The 17597-nt window shown below is 62.0% G+C and carries 11 protein-coding genes; 7 read left to right on the top strand and 4 right to left on the bottom strand.

Annotated features, from left to right (window positions below; translation table 11 throughout):
• The first annotated feature begins 70 nt into the window (after positions 1–70).
• A complete protein-coding gene (locus tag ASD07_RS06860; protein ID WP_307143385.1) occupies positions 71–439 on the top strand; it encodes a hypothetical protein in 369 nt (122 codons plus the stop codon).
• A 10-nt stretch (positions 440–449) separates the two neighbouring features.
• Here the strand turns inward: ASD07_RS06860 and ASD07_RS06855 are convergent, their stop codons facing one another.
• Positions 450–1079, bottom strand: a complete 630-nt coding sequence (locus ASD07_RS06855; RefSeq protein ID WP_082507173.1) for an SRPBCC family protein — start codon at positions 1077–1079, stop codon at positions 450–452.
• A gap of 87 nt (positions 1080–1166) precedes the next feature.
• On the opposite strand from ASD07_RS06855, the gene ASD07_RS06850 reads away from it, so the two are divergent.
• Positions 1167–3206, top strand: a complete 2040-nt coding sequence (locus tag ASD07_RS06850) for an NADPH-dependent 2,4-dienoyl-CoA reductase (protein WP_055927364.1) — start codon at positions 1167–1169, stop codon at positions 3204–3206.
• A 46-nt stretch (positions 3207–3252) separates the two neighbouring features.
• Here ASD07_RS06850 and ybaL read toward each other — a convergent pair whose 3' ends face one another.
• The 3 genes from ybaL to ASD07_RS06835 all read right to left on the bottom strand — a co-directional run bounded on the left by ybaL (position 3253) and on the right by ASD07_RS06835 (position 7723).
• A complete protein-coding gene (gene ybaL / locus ASD07_RS06845) occupies positions 3253–4956 on the bottom strand; it encodes a YbaL family putative K(+) efflux transporter (protein ID WP_055927032.1) in 1704 nt (567 codons plus the stop codon).
• A gap of 102 nt (positions 4957–5058) precedes the next feature.
• A complete protein-coding gene (locus ASD07_RS06840) occupies positions 5059–6180 on the bottom strand; it encodes a beta-ketoacyl-ACP synthase III (RefSeq protein WP_055927030.1) in 1122 nt (373 codons plus the stop codon).
• 112 nt (positions 6181–6292) lie between these two features.
• Complete coding sequence (locus ASD07_RS06835) at positions 6293–7723, bottom strand: S41 family peptidase (protein ID WP_055927028.1); 1431 nt, start codon at positions 7721–7723, stop codon at positions 6293–6295.
• 286 nt (positions 7724–8009) lie between these two features.
• On the opposite strand from ASD07_RS06835, the gene ASD07_RS06830 reads away from it, so the two are divergent.
• From ASD07_RS06830 to ASD07_RS06810, 5 genes are all read left to right on the top strand, one after another.
• Complete coding sequence (locus tag ASD07_RS06830; RefSeq protein WP_055927026.1) at positions 8010–8570, top strand: hypothetical protein; 561 nt, start codon at positions 8010–8012, stop codon at positions 8568–8570.
• A gap of 105 nt (positions 8571–8675) precedes the next feature.
• Complete coding sequence (locus tag ASD07_RS06825) at positions 8676–10853, top strand: TonB-dependent siderophore receptor (protein ID WP_055927024.1); 2178 nt, start codon at positions 8676–8678, stop codon at positions 10851–10853.
• Between the two features lie 52 nt (positions 10854–10905).
• Entirely contained in the window at positions 10906–12912 is a 2007-nt protein-coding gene (locus ASD07_RS06820; RefSeq protein ID WP_200953778.1) for a M13 family metallopeptidase, read from the top strand.
• Between the two features lie 106 nt (positions 12913–13018).
• Positions 13019–15046, top strand: a complete 2028-nt coding sequence (locus ASD07_RS06815; RefSeq protein WP_055927019.1) for a M13 family metallopeptidase — start codon at positions 13019–13021, stop codon at positions 15044–15046.
• 114 nt (positions 15047–15160) lie between these two features.
• Positions 15161–17173, top strand: a complete 2013-nt coding sequence (locus tag ASD07_RS06810) for a M13 family metallopeptidase (protein WP_055927017.1) — start codon at positions 15161–15163, stop codon at positions 17171–17173.
• Positions 17174–17597 lie beyond the last annotated feature (424 nt).

Raw genomic sequence — 17597 nt, 5'->3', positions numbered from 1 at the left:
ACGCCCACCTACGCTGCACCGCTACGGCCCGCGCAGCGAACTCGAACAAGCCCTGAAGGACGGCCAGTTCGTGCTGCGCCCTGTGGGCAGCTTCCTGACCCTGAGCTTCTCGCAAGCCTGGAACCGCGACCTGTTCGATCATTTCAGCGCCGACAGCTGCCTGGTGATCCACAACACCGAGGAATTCGGTGAGCGCATCCACCGCGCCGTGCAGCGCACGCTGCCGAATTGGGCCGGCATTGACGGCGCCATCGAATACGGCGGCCGTGCCGCTTTGGGCGCGGCCTTCACCAAGACGCGTGAAGATGCGATGGAGAAAGAATGGCAATTCGCCTGGCGCTCGATGCAGACGGCATCCACCATGAATGCGGTGGTGATCCGTATCGGCAGTCTTGAAAATTTTGCGGAAGTGCGCGACCGCGACCATTACACGGCCTAAGCCGCAGCGCTTACGGGACGCTGGGCACTCCGCCCAGCCCGCGTGCCAGCTCGGACTGTTTCGGCAGCGCCGGCTGGCGCTCCAGGTGGGCCAGCACCGCATTCATCATGCGTTCGATATCGCCGCGGATGATGTTGGTGCCTAACAAGCCCGGCACGTAGAAATTCGGCATCAGGCGACCGCTATACACCACGCGGGTGCCGCCGGTTTCCGGAATGGGAATCAATTCCCATCGTGCCTCATAGTGTTTCATGTCACCCGAAACCAGGGCGATGTCGATCGACGACATCGGTTGCTCCGTTGCACGCACGACAAGATGGATGGAACGTGACATGAAGAGGAAACGGGCCGTACCAAATTGCTCAATGATGACTTCATTGCCATTACGGGAAAGCACCCGGCACGACGCCATGTCGGGCACGAATTCTTCCATGCGGTCGTAGGTGGTGAGGGTGCGCCAGACTGTTGGCAGGGATGCATGAACGGTGCCGCTGGCGTTCACTTCATAGAGCTGTTGCGCGTCTGCCTTCACCCGGTTGACGGATACTTCCAGCTTCGGAATTTCCAAACGGGCCGCCTGTCCCGCGCCAAAGGCGGGCGCGGTAAAACCGAGGAACAGTACTAATAACAGTCGCTTCATGCTACCAGCGTAAGGTAACTGATGGCAGAATACAAGCGCCGCGCGCTCCCATCGTTAGACAGCGCACTGAACTCCCGCCATTCCGCCATGACCACGAATTTCCCTCATCTTCTTTCGCCCCTCGACCTGGGGTTTACCACCTTGCGCAACCGCGTCATCATGGGTTCCATGCATACGGGGCTGGAGGACCGCTTCTTCAATTATGACAAGCTGGCCGCCTTCTACCGCGAGCGCGCCAAGGGCGGCGTGGGCATGATCGTCACCGGCGGCATCTCGCCGAATCGCCAGGGCTGGCTGCTGCCCTTCGGCGGCACCATGAATTTCATTGGCGACGTGTTCAACCACCGCAAGCTGACCAGTGCCGTGCACCAAGAGGGCGGCAAGATCCTGATGCAGATCCTGCACGCAGGGCGCTATGGCTACCAGCCGTTTGCCGTGTCGGCCTCCGACAAGAAATCGCCGATCTCGCCCTTCAAGCCGAAGGCGCTGACGGAAGGTGGCATTGAATCGACCATCAAAGCCTACGTACGCGCCGCCAAGCTGGCGCAGAAGGCCGGCTATGACGGCGTGGAGGTAATGGGCAGCGAAGGCTACCTGCTGAACCAGTTCCTGTGCGCCCGTACCAACCTGCGCACCGACCGCTGGGGCGGCAGCATCGAGAACCGCATGCGCCTGCCGGTGGAAATCGTGCGCCGCATGCGCGAAGCAGTCGGCCGCGATTTCATCATCATGTACCGCCACTCGCTGCTGGACCTGGTGGACGGCGGCAATACCTGGGAAGAGGTGGTGGCAGTTGCCAAGGCCTTGCAGCACGCCGGCGCCACCATCCTCAACACCGGCATCGGCTGGCACGAAGCCCGCGTGCCGACCATCGTCACCTCGGTGCCGCGCGCCGCCTTTGCCGAAGTGGCGGGCCGCCTGCGCAAGGAAGTGACCATTCCTGTTGTCGCCTCGAACCGCATCAATATGCCGGCCGAGGCCGAGGACATCATCCTGCGCGGCGATGCCGACATGGTGTCGATGGCGCGCCCCTTCCTGGCTGATGCCGAGTTCGTCAACAAGGCGGCCGCCGGCCGCGCCGACGAAATCAATACTTGCATCGGATGCAACCAGGCCTGCCTTGACCACACCTTCCAGAACAAGCGCGCCAGCTGCCTGGTGAACCCGCGCGCCTGCCATGAGACGGAGCTGGTGTACAAGCCCGCGGCCGCACGCCGCAAGGTGGCGGTGGTTGGCGCCGGCCCTGCCGGCCTGTCGGCAGCGACGGTGGCGGCGGAATGCGGCCACGACGTAACCCTGTTCGACTCCAGCGACCGCATTGGCGGCCAGTTCAATATTGCCAAGCAAATCCCCGGCAAGGAAGAATTCAACGAAACCCTGCGCTACTTCGGCCGCAAGATCGAGCTTACCGGCGTCAAGCTGCAGCTCAATCATCGCGTCACGCGCGAAGAGCTGCTGGCGGGCGGCTATGACGACGTGATCGTCGCCACCGGCATCCGCACGCGCAAACCGAAGATCGATGGCATCGACCATCCCAAAGTGCTGTCCTACCTCGATGTGATCCGCGATAAAAAGCCGGTCGGCAAGCGCGTAGCCATTATCGGCGCGGGTGGCATTGGCTTCGACGTTGGCGAATACCTGCTGCACAACCCGGAGCATTCCCTGCCGATTGCAAAGGAACACTGGACGGCCGAATGGGGCGTCGACCTGCATGCCAATACGGGCGGCGGCCTGGTGCCGGCCAAGGCGGCGGAACCGGTGCGCCAGCTTTACCTGTTACAGCGCAAGACCAGCAAACTGGGCGCCGGCCTGGGCAAGACTTCGGGCTGGGTGCACCGCGCGGTGCTGGCTCGCAATGGCGTGGTGATGATCCCCGGCGTGCAATACAAGCTGATCGACGACCAAGGCCTGCACATCCAGGTGGGCGAAGAAGAACGCCTGCTGGCTGTGGACAACGTGATCATTTGCGCCGGCCAGGAAAGCCTGACCGAACTGATGCCGCCGGAAGGCGAAGCCGCTGCTGCGGGCACCCCGCGCTTCCACAAGATCGGCGGCGCAGCCCTTGCGGCCGAGCTCGACGCCAAGCGCGCCATCAAGGAAGGCGCCGAGCTGGCCGCGCGCCTGTGAAAATGTCCACTTCGGGGTCAGGAACGTTGGTGGACATTTCGCTGCGCTAAGAGATTTCTTTGGCGACGTGCGCCGCCATTGATTTCGCAAGTTCCTGCTCGCCGATGAAGATGACGCCAGCGCGTTCGCTGCGCAGCAAGGCCGCTTCCTCCTCGCTGTGCGTACGCACGGCGATCTTGATATCCGGATTCAGCGCCCGTGCCGTTTCGATCATGGCACGCACGTGGAAGGTATCCGGCGTTGCCACCACCAGCATGCGCGCCTTGTGGATATGGGCCTGGATCAGCACCGCTGGCTCGCCGGCATTGCCCGCCACAGCGGCGATGCCATCCTGGCGCAACTGGTCGACCAGTTCGCGATTCTGCTCCGCCACTACGTAGTGGATACCCTGCGCCGCCAGCGCCTCAGCAATGTTCCGGCCAACGCGCCCATAACCCACCAGCACCACCTGGCCCTCCAGCTTGGACTGCGCGGTGGACATCGGCAACTCCGCCAGCGGGTCGGCAGTGCGCGCGTATTGCGCCGCCAGCGCCTTGTTCTGGCGCAGCATGCGTTCCAATGGCCCTGCCAGCAGGAACATCAGCGGATTCAAGGCGATCGACAGGATGGCTCCTGCCAGGATCAGGCTCTGGCCCTCATGCGGCAGCAGTCCGAGCGAGATGCCCAAGGCCGCCAGGATGAAGGAGAACTCGCCGATCTGCGCCAGGCTGGCCGACACCATCAGCGCCGTGCTGGCGGGGTAGCGCAGCAGCACCACCAGCGCGAAGGCCGCAATCGATTTGCCGAACAGGACGATGGCCACCACCGCCAGCACACGCAATGGCTGTTCGACCAGGATCATCGGCTCGAACAGCATGCCGACCGATACGAAGAACAGCACCGCGAATGCATCGCGCAGCGGCAGCGATTCATGCGCAGCGCGGTGGCTCAATTCCGACTCGCGCAGTACCATGCCGGCGAAGAAGGCACCCAATGCAAACGAGATACCAAACAGCACCGTCGCGGCATACGCAATGCCGACAGCCGCAGCGATCACGCACAGCGTGAACAGCTCACGCGACTTGGTGCGCGCCACTTGCCACAGGATCCACGGGAACAGCTTGCGGCCCACCAGCAGCATGAAGCCGACGAACAGCGCCACCTGTCCCAGCGTGACTGCCAGCGCCTTGAGAACGCCGCCTTCAGCAGCGCCGTGGCCATGTGCCGCGTCACCGGCATTGCCGCCCAGCGCGCCAGCCAGTGCCGGCAGAAGGACCAGCACGAGCACCGTCACCAGGTCCTCGACCACCAGCCAGCCGACGGCGATGCGGCCATTGAAGGAATCCAGCGTACCGCGCTCCTCCAGCGCCCGCAGCAGCACCACGGTGCTGGCCACTGAAAGCGCCAGGCCGAAGACAAGGCCGCCACCCAGGCTCCAGCCCCAGAAATGCGCCAGCGCCATACCCATGCCGGTCGCTGCCGCAATCTGCAGGATGGCACCAGGCAGGGCCACCTTGCGCACCTCCCACAAGTCATCGAGGGAAAAGTGCAGGCCGACGCCGAACATCATCAGCATCACGCCGATTTCAGCCAACTGGCCAGCGATTGCGCTGTCGGCGACAAATCCAGGCGTAGCAGGACCAATCAGGATGCCGGCTGCGAGATAGCCGACGAGGGCAGGGAGTTTGAGGCGAACGGCGATAAAGCCGAAGACGAGACCGAAGCCAAGGGCCGCGGCAATAGTGGTAATCAAGCTGACGTCATGGGGCATGCAGGGCCTCCTTTCCCAAGGAGTATAACCGCATGAAAGTCGGGGTCAGCTCCGGCAATCGGACAAAATGTCCGATTGCCGGAGCTGACCCCGACTTTTAACTTAGGCTTTACGGACGACGACGGAGCCGATGGAGTAGCCGGCGCCGAAGCTGCAGATTACGCCGAAGGCGCCGGACGGCAGGTCGTCCTGGTGCTTGTGGAAGGCGATGATGGAGCCGGCCGACGAGGTGTTGGCATACGTGTCCAGGATCACCGGCGCTTCCAGCGACTCGGCGTCGCGGCCGAGGATGGTGCGGGAAATCAGCTGGTTCATGCTCAGGTTGGCCTGGTGCAGCCAGAAGCGGCTCATCTGCTCAACCTTCAGGCCGGCGCGCTCGATCGAGTCCTTGATCATCTGCGCTGCCATCGGGCACACGTCCTTGAACACCTTGCGGCCCTGCTGCTTGAACAGCTTGTCCGGCGCGCCGATGCCGCCTTCGTCGAAACGGTTCATGAAGCCGAAGTTGTTGCGGATGTTGTTGGAGAAGCTGGTCTTCAGCTTGGTGTCCAGGATGTCCCACTGGTGCTTGGACACGGCGCCTTCCTTGGCTTCCACGATGATCGCGGTGCAGGCATCGCCGAAGATGAAGTGGCTGTCGCGGTCGCGGTAGTCCAGGTGGCCGGAAGTGATTTCCGGATTCAGGATCAGCACGGCGCGCGCCTGGCCGCTTTGCACGGCGCCCACGGCGGTCTGGATGCCGAAGGTGGCGGAGGAGCAAGCCACGTTCATGTCAAAGCCGAAGCCGTCGATGCCCAGCGCCTGCTGCACTTCCACCGCCATCGCCGGGTAGGCGCGCTGCATGTTGGAGCAAGCCACCAGCACCATGTCGATGTCGGCCGGGGTGCGGCCGGCGCGGTCCAGCGCCTGGCGCGCGGCGGCAACGCAGATCTCGGCTTGCAGCGACAATTCCTCATTGCTGCGTTCTGGAATGCGCGGGGTCATGCGATTCGGGTCCAGGATGCCGGTCTTTTCCATCACGTAGCGCGACTTGATGCCGGACGCCTTTTCAATGAAGCCGGCGCTGGATGGTTCCAGCGCGGTCACGGTGCCGGCCGCAATGGCGGCGGCGTTTTCCGCGTTGAACAGTTCGGCGTAGGCGTTGAAGGCGGTGACCAGCTCTTCATTGCTGATCGAGTGCGCGGGAGTAAAGAGACCGGTTCCGCTGATGACGGCTTGTTTCATGATCAATATTTCTTTCTTAGAATGGGTCAGGCGACCGGTAAGATGGCCGATTTTACCGCATCTGCAACGAAAAACGGCGCCCCAGGGGGCGCCGCCTTAATCTTTGCTAGCTTTATTTCTTGGGTGGCGGGTCCAGCTTGACCAGCTTGGATTCGGCCTTGGCCAACTGGACGGGAACGCCTTGCAAGTGGTTCAGCGCCTGCTTGAGCTGGAAGTCCTCGCCGCTGCCGTATTCCAGCGGCTTGCGCTTCTTCTCGACAGCCAGGATGCGCATCTGCTCTTCCAGTTCGTCGCGCTGGGCCTTGCCCGCTTCCTGCTCGCGGTCGTTGGTCAGGTGCTTGGCCAGGTCGGCCTCGCGCATGCGCAGGCTGTTCAGGCCATCGCCGTCCTCGTTTTCGTCCACTGCCAGGTCGGGCGAAATGCCTTTGGCCTGGATCGAACGGCCATGCGGCGTGTAGTAGCGCGCGGTGGTCAGCTTGACGGCGGTATCGGCGGTCAGCTGGCGAATGGTCTGCACCGAGCCTTTGCCGAAAGTTTGCGAACCGATGATGGTGGCGCGCTTGTAGTCCTGCAGGGCGCCGGCCACGATTTCGGAGGCCGAGGCGGAGCCGGTATTGACCAGCACGGCCATCGGGATGCGCTTGACCGCATCCGGCAGCTTGGCCAGCGGATCGCCATCGCCACGCAGCGAATAGTACTCGGCGCGGCCGTAGAAAATCTGTTTGGAATCAGGCAGTTGGCCATTGGTCGAAACAATCGGCGTGTCCTTCGGCAGGAAGGCTGCCGCCACGCCGATCGCGCCTTGCAGCACGCCGCCCGGGTCGTTGCGCAGGTCGAGCACCAGGCCTTTCAGGTGCGGGTCCTGGCGATAAAGTTCAGTAATCTTTGCCGCCAGGTCGTCCACCGTCGGCTCCTGGAATTGCGAGATGCGTACCCAGGCATAACCCGGCGAGACCATCTTGGCCTTGACGCTTTTCTGGTGGATTTCTTCGCGGTTCAGAGTGAATTCCAGCGGCTGCGGTTCATCCTTGCGCATGATGGTCAGCATCACTTTGGAGCCCGGCTCGCCGCGCATCTTCTTCACCGACTCGTCCAGGCTCAGGCCTTTCAGCGAGGTGGTATCGAGGCGGGTGATCATGTCGCCCGGCTTGATGCCGGCGCGGTAGGCGGGCGAATCCTCGATCGGGGCCACGATCTTGATATAGCCTTCGTCGCTTTGGGCAATTTCAATGCCGAGGCCGACGAACTTGCCCTGCGAGCCTTCACGCAGCTCGGCATAGGCTTTCTTGTCCAGGTAGGCGGAATGCGGGTCGAGCGAGGCGACCATGCCGGAGATGGCTTCAGTCAGCAGCTTCTTGTCTTCCACCGACTCCACATAGTCGGATTTGATCAGGCCGTACACGTCGGCAAGCTGTTTGAGCTCTTCCAGCGGCAAGACAGGGTCAACCTGCTTTTGTGCCATCGCGGAAAACTGCAGGGATACCGCTACCCCCGCGACTACGCCGAGGCCGATCAGGCCAGCGTTCTTGAGTTTCTTGCCCATGTATCACCTGTTCCGATTACAGCGGTTAACTCGTCCGCCATTGGATTTCAGTATAAACCTGATTTCCAGCAATCGTAGCTGCCAGCATGGAATAAAACCTTTTGAAAGCCACGATAAATTCATAACTTTGTAGGTGTTTGCCAATGTATTTACCAGAGTAAGTATTTGTAAGAAAGACAGATTGACCGCCATGCCGGGCCTACACTGGGTCCGCTATTTCTCTCTACCCTAAAGTGGTTTATGCCTGCGGCAACCCCGCGGGCATCTTTTTTTCCGGAGCAACAATATGAAACTGATACGCACGGCGCGTGCCGCCTGGCTGGTATTAGCCATGGCCGTCGCACCGGCCTTTGCCGTGCCGGTCATGGACATGCGCGCCGAAGACCTGGTGCCCATGGCCTCCGAATTCCGCAAGTCCCTCAACCTGAATGCCAACCAGCAGACCCTGTGGGCCAAGGTGGAAAGCCAGAGCAAGGCGCTGCTGCGTGAACGCAAGGCGCGCCGCGAGCGCCTGCAGGAGGCGACCAAGCTGGGCTTGCAAGCCCAGAGCGTTGAACTACGCGAGCTGCAGGCCGGGCTGGAGGCGGAGCAAGCTGCCACGGCGGCCGAAGACCGCCAGTTGCGCGAGTGGTGGCTGGGCATTAACGATGCGCTGGATGATGGCCAGCGTCAGGCGGCGTCAAAGTTTCTCGTAGACCAACTGATCCGTATGGAAGATGGCCCCGGCGCTGGCCGTGCAGATCGTCCACCCGGCGAGGAGGGTGCCCATCGCGGTGGCCATGGCGGCCGCGGTGGCGGCATGGGCGGACCCGGCGGCGGCAGCGCCGGCGGTGGACGCGGCATGTAAGTATCTTAAAGTAACAATGGCGGAGGCCCTGTGCCAGCCGGCAGGGTGGGGATTACAATGCCAGCGCGAAGCCAACCGGCCTGCCGCGTGCAACATTGTCCATTCATGAAGAAGCTGATCCCTTTCGCCCTGGCCACGCTCGGCGCGGCCACTGGCGCCGCAGCCCAGCAGGAACCAGTCAAACCAGCCGATAAAGTCATCCCCCAGGTCACCATCAGCGGCGGCCGCCAGGACGATATGACCGAACGCCGCAACTCCACGGCGGGCAAGCAGGTTTTCGGCCGCGAGGAACTGGACCGCAACGGCGACAGCAATATCGGCGATGTCCTGAAGCGCCTGCCCGGCATCACCCTTGGCGGCCGCGCCGGCCGCGGCGGCGAAGTGCGCATGCGCGGCCTGGGCAGCGGCTATACGCAGGTGCTGGTGAACGGCGAACGCCCGCCGGCCGGCTTTTCGATGGAATCGCTGTCGCCCGACCAGGTCGAGCGCATTGAAGTGATGCGCGGCCCGGTGGCCGAGCACAGCACCCGCTCCATCGCCGGCACCGTCAATATCGTGTTGCGCGACGGCTACCAGATGCGCGACATCCAGGTGAAGGCCTCCGACCGCATCGAGCAGGGCCGTCACTCGCCTGAGCTGTCGGTCACCGCGCCGGGCAAGTCTGGTGCGCTGAGCTACACCCTGTCGGCCTCGCTCAACTACGGCCGCCAGCACGACAGTACGCGCGCCCACAACACCGAGACTGAAGCCGATGGCGGCCTGGCCAAGGAACAATTCCTGGAAAGCGAGAGCAGCGGCAGCAACAAGGGGCTGCACCTGACGCCGCGCTTCTCCTACAAGTTCGGGAACGGCGACACGCTGAACTTCCAGACCTTCCTGATGCATCAAAGGTCGCGCAGCGCGGCGCAGACCAACCTGGCGCAGCCGGTCGGCAGCCAGCCGCCCGAGTACAACCTGGCGCAGCAAACCAGCGAGGGCGACGTTACGTTCCTGCGCGGCTTCGGCAACTGGGTGCATCGCCTGCAGGGCGCCAGCAAGCTCGACGTGAAGTTCGGCTTCGGCCTGGGCAAGCGAGACAGCGATTCGCTGCGTTACCAATACGACACGCAAGGCACGCTGCTGGATCGCTTCACTGAAACCGACAACACGCGCGACAAGAGCATCAACACCGGCGGCAAGTACTCTTCTCCGATCGGCGCCGGCCACCTGCTGGCTGCCGGCTGGGACCTGGAAGCCAGCCACCGCGAACAACTGCGCGTATCGCTGGATAAAAACGGCATCGCGCAATTCGCCGATTCCGGCGACAACCTGACGGCAGACAGCCGCCGCGCCGCCCTGTTCGCACAGGATGAATGGGACATCACACCGCAATGGTCGGCCTACGTCGGTGCACGCTGGGAAGGCATCCGCACCACGTCGGACCGCAGCAGCGGCACAGTCAGCAACACCAGCAAGGTTTTCAGCCCGCTGTTGCACGCGGTGTGGAAAATTCCCGGATACGAAAAAGACCAGGTACGCGCCAGCCTGACCAAGAGCTACAAATCGCCCAATGTGCAGGACCTGATCGCCGCACCATTCCTGTCGCGCCTGAACAGCGCCACCAGCCCTGACCGCATCGGCAACCCGAACCTGAAGCCGGAACTGGCCACCGGCCTCGATCTCGCCTATGAGCACTACCTGGGACGCAGCGGCATCGTCAGCCTCAGTGGCTTCGTGCGCAATATCGACAACCTGATCCGCCGCGAACTGACGTTGCAGCAAACCGAGCTTGGCCAGCGCTGGGTTTCTGCACCGGCCAATATCGGCCATGCGCGCACCAGCGGCATTGAGCTGGAAGCCAAGTTTGCATTGTCCGAGCTGATGGACAATGCACCGCAGATCGACTTCCGCAGCAACTACAGCCGCTTCTGGTCCAGGGTCGACGGCATCCAGGGCCCGGACAACCGCCTTGACCAGCAAGCCAGGCAGACGGCCAACCTGGGCATGGACTACCGACTCAAAGACATACCGCTTACGCTTGGCACAAGCTATAACTGGACGCCGGCCATCCGCACCCAGGCCAGCGACAAGCAAGTAGTGCAGGCCAGCCGCAAACGCGTGCTGGACATGTATGCGCTGTGGCGTTTCGACAGCCGCACGCAAATCCGAATCAGCGCCAACAACCTGCTGGCGGATGATGCGACCGGGTACAACCTGGTCAATGCAAATGGGCTCGCCGCACAGGCGGCCACGCTGAACCCCACATATACCCAGTGGAGCGTTCGACTTGAAACCAAATTCTAAAGGGATAAAGAGAGTGAAACGACACATCCTGAGCACCATCACCCTGAGCCTGATGGCGGCATTCGCCCACGCAGGCGGACATGAAGGCCACTATCACACGCCGGCCCCGACTTCCGGCATCGACACCCAATACATCGACAAGAACGTGCGCGCGCAGGACGATTTCTTCCAGCACCTGAACGGCGAATGGCTGCGCAGCACCGAGATCCCGGCCGACAAGTCGAGCTGGGGTTCCTTCGCCAAGCTGCGCGACGACACCCTGTTCCAACTGCGTGACCTGATCCAGGGCCTGCAGGGCCAGAAAGGCCTGCAAGGCGACGACGCCAAGATCGCCGCGCTGTACGCTTCCTATATGGACGAAGCCAAGCTGGAAAAGCTGGGCGCCAAGCCGCTGGCCGGTGAGCTGTCCCGGATCCGCGGCCTGAAAGACAAGAAGGGCATCCCCGCGCTGGTCGCCCACTTCAACAAGACCGGCGTGCCGGCGCCTTATGGCGTAGGCGTGAGCCAGGATGCACGCAACTCGACCCAGTACGCAGCCCACATGGGCCAGTCCGGCCTGGGCCTGCCTGACCGCGAGTACTACCTGAAGAAAGACGACGCCAAGATGGCGGACGCGCTGGCCAAATACGAGCTGCACGTTGCTAAAGTCCTCGGCCTGGCCGGCAACAAGGATGGCGCCGCAAAAGCCAAGGCCATCGTGGCACTGGAAACCGAACTGGCCAAAGCGCAGTGGTCGCGCGTCGACAACCGCGACCCGGTCAAGCGCTACAACAAGATGGAAATCAGCAAGCTTGCTGAAAGCGCGCCAGGCTACGACTGGAAGGCCGCCCTGGGCGCCACCGGTATCGCCGCCAAGACCGACAGCGTGATCGTGGCCCAGCCAAGCTACATGACCGAATTCGCCAAGCTGGTTGAAAGCACCCCGCTGGAAACCTGGAAAGCCTACTTTGAATGGCACCTGCTGCGCGACGCATCGCCTTACCTGTCGAAGGATTTCGACCAGGCTAATTTCGCCTTCTACGGTACCGTGCTGACCGGTGTAACCGAGCAGCAACCACGCTGGAAGCGCGGCGTGGGCGTGGTGGAAGGCGCGATCGGCGAAGGCATGGGCAAGCTGTACGTGGCGAAGCACTTCCCGGCCGAACGCAAGGCGCGCATGGAGGAACTGGTGAAGAACCTGCTGGTGGCCTATAAGCAGAGCATCGACAGCATCGACTGGATGGGCCCGGAGACCAAGAAACAGGCGCAAGAGAAGCTGGCCAAGTTCACCCCGAAAATCGGCTACCCGAACAAATGGCGCGACTACAGCAAGCTGCAGTTCAAGGCCGGTGACCTGATCGGCAATATGGGCCGCGCTGCCGAATTTGCCTATAACCGCAACCTGGAAAAGCTGGGCAAGCCGATCGACAAGGAAGAGTGGGGCATGACTCCGCAGACGATCAATGCCTACTATCGTCCAACCGCCAACGAGATCGTGTTCCCGGCCGCCATCCTGCAGCCGCCGTTCTTCGACATGAAGGCTGACGATGCGGTCAACTACGGCGCCATTGGTGCGGTGATCGGCCACGAAATCTCGCACGGCTTCGACGACTCCGGCTCGCAGTACGACGGCGACGGCAACCTGCGCGACTGGTGGACTGCCGAAGACCGCGCCGCCTTCAAGGTCAAGGCCGATGCCATGGTCAAACAGTACAGCTCCTATGAGCCGGTGCCCGGCTATAACATCAACGGCAAGCTGACCCTGGGCGAAAACATCGCCGACAACTCCGGCCTGGCGATTGCCTACAAGGCGTACAAGATCTCCCTGGGCGGCAAGGCTTCGCCAGTGATCGATGGACTGAGCGGCGAACAGCGCGTGTTCATGGGCTTCGGCCAGGTATGGCGCACCAAGATGCGCGAACAGCAGGCGATTGTGCAGATCAAGACCGACCCGCACTCCGCCGGCCGCTTCCGCGCCAACGGCACGGTGGTCAACCAGCCGGCCTTCTACGATGCCTTCGGCGTGAAGGAAGGCGACAAGATGTACGTCAGGCCGGAAGACCGCATCATCATCTGGTAATCATTGTTTTGCTAAAAAGCCACGCCACCGCGTGGCTTTTCTTTCAACGTTTCACACCGGCGTGCTAGAGTCGCGCGATACCGTCAATCTACCTGGGAGGGTAACCTTGAAACGCAAGATCCTGAGCGCCGTTATCGTCGGCCTCTTCGCTGCAAACGCCGCCATCGCGGCCGGCAAGCCTGCACAAAAATCCGGCATCGAAGCCGCCAACATGGACAAAGCCGTCCGTGCGCAGGACGACTTCTACCAGCACCAGAACGGCACCTGGCTGAAGAACACCGAAATCCCGGCCGAGCGTTCCAGCTGGGGCACCTTCGTGCAACTGTCCGACACGGTCCAGGCCCAACTGCGCACCTTGATCGAAGAAGCTGCCGCTAAAGGCGGCAACGCCGATGCCAAGCGCGTAGGCGATATGTACGCCGCCATGATGGACGAAGCCCGCGCCGAGCAGCTGGGCCTGACCCCGCTGGCGGGCGAGCGCGCCCGCATCGCAGCCTTGAACGACAAGAAGCAGTTGGCCGCCCAGTTCGCGCACTTCTCGCGCATGGGCGTGAGCAGCCCGTTCGACGTCGGCATCCACCAGGACAACAAGGACTCGACCCGCTACGTGGCCGACCTGTCCCAGTCCGGCCTGTCGATGCCTGACCGCGACTACTACCTGAAAAAGGATGACGCCAAACTGGCCGACACCCTGGCCAAGTTCGAAGCCCACGTGGCCAAAATGATGGCACTGGCCGGCGACAAGAACGCCGCCGCCACCGCAAAAGCCGTGGTCAACGTCGAAACCCGCATCGCCCAGATCCAGTGGACCAAGGTCGAGCTGCGCGATCCGGTCAAGGCTTACAACAAATACGAAATCGCCAAGCTGAAAGAACTGATGCCTGGCTTCGACTTCGACACCTGGCTCGAAGGCGTGCATATCAACGGCAAGTTGAAAGACGTGATCGTCAGCCAGCCGACCTACCTGCAGGCGCTGGACAAGGTGGTCGCCGAAGTGTCGATGGAAGACTGGAAGGCCTATATGGACTACCGTCTGCTGGCAACCTTCTCGCCTGAGCTGTCCGAAGCCTTCGTTGACGAGAACTTCTCGTTCTACGGCACTGCCCTGAGCGGCGCCACCGAACTGCGCCCACGCTGGAAGCGCGCCGTGTCCCTGACTGAAGGCTCGATGGGCGAAGCGGTCGGCAAGCTGTATGTCGCCAAGCATTTCCCGCCGGAAGCCAAGGCCCGTATGGAAAAACTGGTGAAGAACCTGCTGCAAGCCTTCAACCAGAGCATCGATACCCTGGAGTGGATGAGCCCTGCGACCCGCAAGGAAGCGCACGCCAAGCTGGCCAAGTTCACCACCAAGATCGGCTACCCGAACAAGTGGCGCGACTACGGCGCACTGGAAATCAAACGCGACGACCTGGTGGGCAACGTGATCCGCTCCAGCCAGTTTGAACACGAACGCAATGTGAACAAGCTGGGCAAGGCAATCGACCGCGACGAATGGCTGATGCCACCGCAGCAGATCAATGCCTACTACAACCCGGAGATGAACGAGATCGTGTTCCCGGCCGCCATCCTGCAGCCGCCATTCTTCGACATGAAAGCTGACGACGCGGTCAACTACGGCGGCATCGGCGCGGTGATCGGCCACGAAATCTCGCACGGCTTCGACGACCAGGGCTCGCAGTTCGACGGCGACGGCAACCTGCGCAACTGGTGGACCGAAGAAGACGGCAAGCGTTTCAAGGAACGCACCGGCATCCTGGTCAAGCAGTACGGCGAATTCGAAGCCCTGCCAGGCTACAAGGTTAATGGCGAGCTGACCCTGGGCGAGAACATCGGCGACAACTCCGGCCTGGCTGTGGCTTACAAGGCATACAAGCTGTCGCTGAAGGGCAAGAAAGCGCCGGTGATCGACGGCTTCAGCGGCGACCAGCGCTTCTATATGGGCTGGGCGCAGGTATGGCGCACCAAGTACCGCGATGCGGCGCTGATCTCCCGCATCAAGGCCGACCCGCACTCGCCAGGCCCGTTCCGCACCAACGGCACCCTGCGCAACCAGCCAGGCTTCTACGAAGCCTTCGGCCTGAAGGACGGCGACAAACTGTACCTGGCGCCGAAAGACCGCGCGATCATCTGGTAAAAACCGGTAAACCAGTGTCAGGCACAAGTGCCTGACACTGGCCCGCGACCGCCGCCTATCGGGTCAGACCCTTGGGTCTGACCCAGGTTTACCGGTTTTAGAAATGGACCCCCAATGAAAAAACACCTCCTCGCCGCCGCTGCCGCCGCGCTGCTGGCCACCGTCGCCAGCGCCGCCGACAAATCCGGCATCGAACTGCAATACGTCGACCCCGCCGTCCGCGCACAAGACGACTTCTTCAAGCACCTGAACGGCAAGTGGCTGGCCACGACTGAAATCCCGGCCGAAATGTCGAGCTGGGGCGCGTTCGAAAAACTGTTCGAAGACATCCAGCCGCAGCTGCGCACTATCATCGAAGACTCCGCACAAAGCGCTGACACCGCCGACAAGAAACGCATCGGCGACTTCTACGCCGCCTTCATGGACGAAGCCCGCCTCGAGCAGCTGGGCGTTGCACCCATCCAGCCCGAGCTGGCGCGTATCGCCGCCCTGAGCGACAAGAAGCAACTGCCAGCCCTGTTCGCGTACCACAACCGCCACAACTTCGCGGCGCCGATGGACATGGGCATCCACCAGGACAACAAGGACTCCACCAAATACGTGGTGGACTTCGTGCAGTCCGGCCTGGGCATGCCCGACCGCGACTACTACCTGAAAAAAGACGACGCCAAGATGGCCGAAACGCTGGCGAAGTACCAGGCGACCGTCGAGAAAATGCTGGCGCTGGCCGGCGACACCAACGCCGCCGCCAACGCCAAGTCCATCGTCGCCTTCGAAACCAGGATCGCACAACTGCACTGGACCAAGGTTGAACTGCGCGACCCGGTCAAAGCCTACAACAAGGTACCGGTCGCCAAGCTGGGCGAACTGATGCCTGGCTATAACTGGAACGCCTACCTGAACGGCCTCGGCATCGCCGGCAAGGTCGATTACGTGATCGTCAGCCAGCCAAGCTACCTGAAAGCGCTGGACAAGCTGCTGGCCGAAACCCCGCTCGAGACCCTCAAGCCATACTTCGCCTGGAACGTGATCCGCCACAACGCGCCATTCCTGTCCAAGGCCTTCGTCGAGACCAATTTCGAGTTCTACGGCAAGCAGCTGGGCGGCGCCACTGAAATGCGCCCACGCTGGAAGCGCGGCGTCTCCGCCACTGAAGACGCGCTGGGCGAAAGCATCGGCAAAGTCTACGTCGAGCAGCACTTCCCGGCCGCGAACAAGGCGCGCATGGAAGAACTGGTGAAGAACCTGCTGGTAGCCTACAAGGACAGCATCGACAAGCTGCCTTGGATGAGCGCCAAGACCAAGCAGGAAGCGCAAACCAAGCTGGCCAAGTTCACGCCGAAAATCGGCTACCCGAACAAATGGCGCGACTACAGCGCGCTGACCATCGACCGCAACGACCTGGTGGGCAACGTGACGCGCGCCACCGAGTTTGCGGTGCAGAAGGAACTGGACAAGCTGGGCAAGCCGATCGACCGCGACGAATGGGGCATGACGCCGCAAACCGTCAACGCCTACTACAACCCGGAGCTGAACGAGATCGTGTTCCCGGCCGCCATCCTGCAGCCACCGTTCTTCGACGCCAACGCAGACGACGCGGTCAATTACGGCGCGATCGGCGCCGTGATCGGCCACGAGATCTCGCACGGCTTCGACGACCAGGGCGCGCAATACGACGGCGACGGCAACCTGCGCGACTGGTGGACCAAGCGCGATCACGCCAACTTCAAGACCAAGACACAGATGCTGGTCAAACAGTACGGCGCCTTCAGCCCGGTCAAAGGCTACAAGGTCAATGGTGAACTGACGCTGGGTGAGAACATCGCCGACAACTCGGGTCTGGCGATTGCGTACAAGGCTTACAAGCTGTCGCTGGGCGGCAAGCCGGCACCGGTGATTGAAGGATTCAGCGGCGAACAGCGCTTCTACCAGGGCTGGGCGCAAGCATGGCGCGCCAAGTCGCGTGAAGCAGCGTTGATCCGCCAGGTCACCACCGACCCGCACTCACCCGAAGAATTCCGCGCCAACGGCACCCTGCGCAACCAGCCAGGCTTCTACGACGCGTTCGGTGTGAAGAAGGGCGACAAGATGTACCTGACGCCGAAAGAGCGAGTAATCATCTGGTAAAACCGGTAAAGCGGGGTCTGACCCAAGGGTCAGACCCCCAACGGTCTTAAAGCTGTCGTCCGGGCTGTCGTCCGGGTTATGCGCCTTTGAACTTCGCAATAAGTCAAAGACCCAGAACCAACACCCCGGCCGTCGAGCAGACGGGGTCAGACCCTTGGGTCTGACCCAGGTTTACCGGTTTTAAAAAAGGCAAAAAAAAACCGCTCCAATCGAGCGGTTTTTTTATACGCGGTGAAAAGATCAGCCCTTAGGCTCCGCAGCCGGCGCCTCAGCAGCCGGAGCAGCCTGCTTAACCTCAGGCTCCTTGAACTTGCCACCCGACTTATCGTTCGGTGTGAAGAAGGGCGACAAGATGTACCTGACGCCGAAAGAGCGAGTAATCATCTGGTAAAACCGGTAAAGCGGGGTCTGACCCAAGGGTCAG

Source organism: Duganella sp. Root336D2, from assembly GCF_001425005.1.
Lineage (GTDB): Bacteria > Pseudomonadota > Gammaproteobacteria > Burkholderiales > Burkholderiaceae_D > Rugamonas.
Note: the sequence above shows the minus strand (reverse complement) of the source record. Positions and strands in the feature narration are given on the sequence as shown.

Excerpts from the sequence above, each read along its gene's own strand:
- ASD07_RS06840 (WP_055927030.1), bottom strand. The coding sequence starts at position 6,180 with ATGAAACAAGCCGTCATCAGCGGAACCGGTCTCTTTACTCCCGCGCAC.
- ASD07_RS06830 (WP_055927026.1), top strand. The coding sequence starts at position 8,010 with ATGAAACTGATACGCACGGCGCGTGCCGCCTGGCTGGTATTAGCCATG.
- ASD07_RS06850 (WP_055927364.1), top strand. The coding sequence starts at position 1,167 with ATGACCACGAATTTCCCTCATCTTCTTTCGCCCCTCGACCTGGGGTTT.
- ASD07_RS06825 (WP_055927024.1), top strand. The coding sequence starts at position 8,676 with ATGAAGAAGCTGATCCCTTTCGCCCTGGCCACGCTCGGCGCGGCCACT.
- ASD07_RS06820 (WP_200953778.1), top strand. The coding sequence starts at position 10,906 with ATGGCGGCATTCGCCCACGCAGGCGGACATGAAGGCCACTATCACACG.
- ybaL (WP_055927032.1), bottom strand. The coding sequence starts at position 4,956 with ATGCCCCATGACGTCAGCTTGATTACCACTATTGCCGCGGCCCTTGGC.
- ASD07_RS06835 (WP_055927028.1), bottom strand. The coding sequence starts at position 7,723 with ATGGGCAAGAAACTCAAGAACGCTGGCCTGATCGGCCTCGGCGTAGTC.
- ASD07_RS06855 (WP_082507173.1), bottom strand. The coding sequence starts at position 1,079 with ATGAAGCGACTGTTATTAGTACTGTTCCTCGGTTTTACCGCGCCCGCC.
- ASD07_RS06810 (WP_055927017.1), top strand. The coding sequence starts at position 15,161 with ATGAAAAAACACCTCCTCGCCGCCGCTGCCGCCGCGCTGCTGGCCACC.